Here is a 3,116-nt window from a genome sequence, read left to right as displayed (position 1 = left end):
CTGGTACAGCTACCGGGCCCGGGGCCGCTACCTGGAGCACCTGCAGCCGTGGCTGGACCGGTTCGACCGGGCGCAGCTGCTGATCCTGCCGAGCGAGACGCTGTACCGGGAGCCGGCCGTCACGTACGCCCGGGTGCTGGACTTCCTCGGCCTGCCGCCGTACCGGCTCGACCGGTACGAGGTGTTCAACGACCGGCGCGGCAGCGCCATGGACCCGGCGGTGCGGGACGAGCTGACCCGATACTACGCACCGTACAACCGGGCCCTCGCCGACCGGCTGGGCATGACCTTCGACTGGGGGAGCTGACCGTGGCGAGCGGCACCCGCACCACCGACGAGAACACCGCGACCCCGCGCGACCGCCGGGGATCCCTGCACGCGCTCCGGTTCCGCCTGGTCGACTCCCCGGACTCGTACGGCGCGAAGCGCCGGGCGAAGCGGGCGCGCTGGCTCTCGGAGACGTTCCCCGACCTGGCCGAGATGTCCGTGCTGGACCTGGGCGGCCGGCTGGGCAGCTGGACGAAGGTGCCGGTCCGGCCGCAGCACGTGCACGTGGTCAACCTGGAGCCGCTGCCCACGGAGCTGCCCGACTGGGCCGAGGCCGACCACGCCGACGCCTGCGAGCTGCCGCCGGCCATCCTGAACCGCCGCTACGACCTGGTGTTCAGCAACAGCGTGCTGGAGCACGTCGGCGGCCACGAGCGGCGCCGCCGGATGGCCGAGGCGATCCGCGCGCTGGCCCCCCGGCACTGGGTGCAGACCCCGTACCGGTACTTCCCGGTCGAGCCGCACTGGGTGGCGCCCGGCATGCAGTTCCTGCCGGTACCGGCCCGGGTGGCGGTGGCCCGCACGTGGCCGCTGGCGTACACCCCCGGCAAGTCCTGGGAGGCGGCGATGAAGCAGGTGCTGACCACCGAGCTGATCGGCCGGGCGGAGCTGCGCTACCTCTTCCCCGACTCGGTGATCCGGGCGGAGCGGATGCTCGGCCTGACCAAGTCGATCATCGCGGTCCGGATGGCCTGATCCGCCGGTCGCCTCGCCCTGCGGACGCCGGCGTCCGCAGGGCGGGACGGGACGGGCGGGGCATCGGGGAGGCCACCGGGCGTGACAGACTGACCGCTGTGTTGCGCTGGTTGACCGCAGGGGAATCGCACGGACCCGCCCTCGTCGCGATGCTGGAGGGAGTGCCCGCCGGCATCGAGCTGACCACCGGGGAGATCGCCGGTGAGCTGGCCCGGCGCCGGCTCGGCTACGGCCGGGGCGCCCGGATGTCGTTCGAGCAGGACGAGGTCGAGGTCATCGCCGGGCTCCGGCACGGCGTGACGATCGGCAGCCCGGTGGCGATCCGGGTGGGCAACTCCGAGTGGCCCAAGTGGCAGACGGTCATGGCCGCCGACCCGGTCGACCCGGACGAGCTGGCCGGGCAGGCCCGCAACGCCCCGCTCACCCGCCCCCGGCCCGGCCATGCCGACCTGGCCGGCATGCAGAAGTACGGCCACACGGACGCCCGGCCGATCCTGGAACGGGCCAGCGCCCGGGAGACCGCCGCCCGGGTCGCCGTGGGCACGGTGGCCAAGGCCCTGGTGAGGCAGGCCCTCGGCATCGAGATCGTCTCGCACGTGGTGGAGCTGGGCCCGGTGGCGGCGAAGTCGGGCCTGCGGCCCACCCCGGAGGACGCCGTCCGGATCGACGCCGACCCGCTGCGCTGCCTCGACCCGGAGGCCAGCGCCCGGATGGTCGCCGAGGTCGACGCCGCGAAGAAGGCCGCCGACACTCTCGGCGGCGTGGTCGAGGTGCTCGCGTACGGGGTGCCGCCGGGCCTGGGCAGCCACGTGCAGTGGGACCGCAAGCTGGACGCCCGGCTGGCCACCGCGCTCATGTCGATCCAGGCGATCAAGGGGGTGGAGATCGGCGACGGCTGGCAGCAGGCCCGATCCCGGGGCTCCGCCGCGCACGACGAGATCATCCCGACCGCCACCGGCGTCCGCCGGGTCACCGACCGGGCCGGTGGCCTGGAGGGCGGCATCACCACCGGCGAGCCGCTGCGGGTGAAGGCGGCGATGAAGCCGATCTCCTCGCTGAACCGCGCGCTGTCCACCGTCGACGTCACCACCGGCGCGCCGGCCACCGCGATCAACCAGCGGTCGGACGTCTGCGCGGTGCCGGCCGCGGCGGTGGTCGCCGAGGCGATGGTGGCGCTGGTGCTGGCCGAGGCGGCGGTGGAGAAGTTCGGCGGCGACTCGGTCGCCGAGATGCGCCGCAACCTGACCGGCTACCTCGACAACCTGGTGATCCGATGAGTACCCGCCCGGTCTGCGTGCTGGTCGGGGCGCCCGGCTCGGGCAAGACCACGGTCGGGGAGGCGCTCGCCGCGGCGCTCGGCGTCGCGTTCCGGGACACCGACACCGACATCGAGGAACTGGCCGGCAAGCCGATCCCGGAGATCTTCGTGGACGAGGGGGAGGAGCACTTCCGTACCCTCGAACGGGCCGCGGTGGCGGCGGCGCTGGCCGCGCACCCGGGCGTGCTCGCCCTCGGCGGCGGCGCGGTTCTCGCCGAGGACAACCGGGCCGCGCTGGTCGGCCACACCGTCGTGCACCTGTCGGTGGAACTGCCCGACGCGGTCAAGCGGGTCGGTCTCGGTGCCGGCCGCCCGCTGCTGGCGCTCAACCCACGGGCCACCCTGAAGCACCTGATGGAGCAGCGCCGCCCGCTCTACGCCGAGGTGGCGACCGCGACCGTGGTCACCGACGGGCGTACCCCGGAGGAGATCGCCGGCGAGATCGCCGCCCTGCTCAAGCCCTGACCCGCCACGGAGGCGTGACATGGACGAGGTGACCCGGATCCCGGTCGGCGGTGAACGGCCGTACGACGTGCTGGTGGGACGTGACCTGCTCGACCCGCCACCCCGGCTGCTGCCCGGCGCGGAGCGGGTGGCGTTCCTGCACGCGCCCCCGCTGAAGGACCTGGCCGAGGGGCTCGCCGAGCGGGTCCGCGCGGCCGGGGTGGCGCCGCTGTTGATCGAGGTGCCGGACGCCGAGTCGGGCAAGCACATCGACGTGGCCGCGGCCTGCTGGGACCGGCTCGGCGAGGCGGGCTTCACCCGTAGCGACGCG

General features: G+C 74.4%; 4 protein-coding genes and 1 pseudogene. All 5 read left to right on the top strand.

Annotated features, from left to right (window positions below; genetic code table 11):
* Positions 1-307 (top strand): sulfotransferase domain-containing protein (locus tag ONA70_RS35615; protein ID WP_265010871.1); only part of this gene is annotated, 307 nt, incomplete at its 5' end.
* 65 nt (positions 308-372) lie between these two features.
* Entirely contained in the window at positions 373-1,023 is a 651-nt protein-coding gene (locus tag ONA70_RS35610; protein ID WP_265010872.1) for a class I SAM-dependent methyltransferase, read from the top strand.
* 98 nt (positions 1,024-1,121) lie between these two features.
* Positions 1,122-2,300 carry a chorismate synthase gene (gene aroC, locus ONA70_RS35605; RefSeq protein WP_265010870.1) on the top strand — a complete coding sequence of 393 codons (1,179 nt, stop codon included), beginning with the start codon at positions 1,122-1,124 and terminating at the stop codon, positions 2,298-2,300.
* The gene (locus tag ONA70_RS35600; protein ID WP_265010869.1) at positions 2,297-2,806 is read left to right on the top strand and encodes a shikimate kinase; all 510 of its coding nucleotides are present in this window, start codon (positions 2,297-2,299) and stop codon (positions 2,804-2,806) included. Before aroC ends, ONA70_RS35600 begins: the two co-directional genes overlap by 4 nt.
* Positions 2,807-2,825: 19 nt before the next feature.
* Positions 2,826-3,116, top strand: a pseudogene (locus ONA70_RS35595) (3-dehydroquinate synthase); the annotation flags it as partial.

The sequence above is a fragment of the Micromonospora yasonensis genome (assembly GCF_026013475.1).
Lineage (GTDB): Bacteria > Actinomycetota > Actinomycetes > Mycobacteriales > Micromonosporaceae > Micromonospora > Micromonospora yasonensis.
The sequence above is the reverse complement of the archived record's forward strand: the minus strand, read 5'-3'. Positions and strand labels throughout refer to the sequence as shown.

Bases quoted from the DNA above. Each gene is read 5' to 3' on its own strand.
- ONA70_RS35600 (WP_265010869.1), top strand. From the start codon at position 2,297: ATGAGTACCCGCCCGGTCTGCGTGCTGGTCGGGGCGCCCGGCTCGGGC.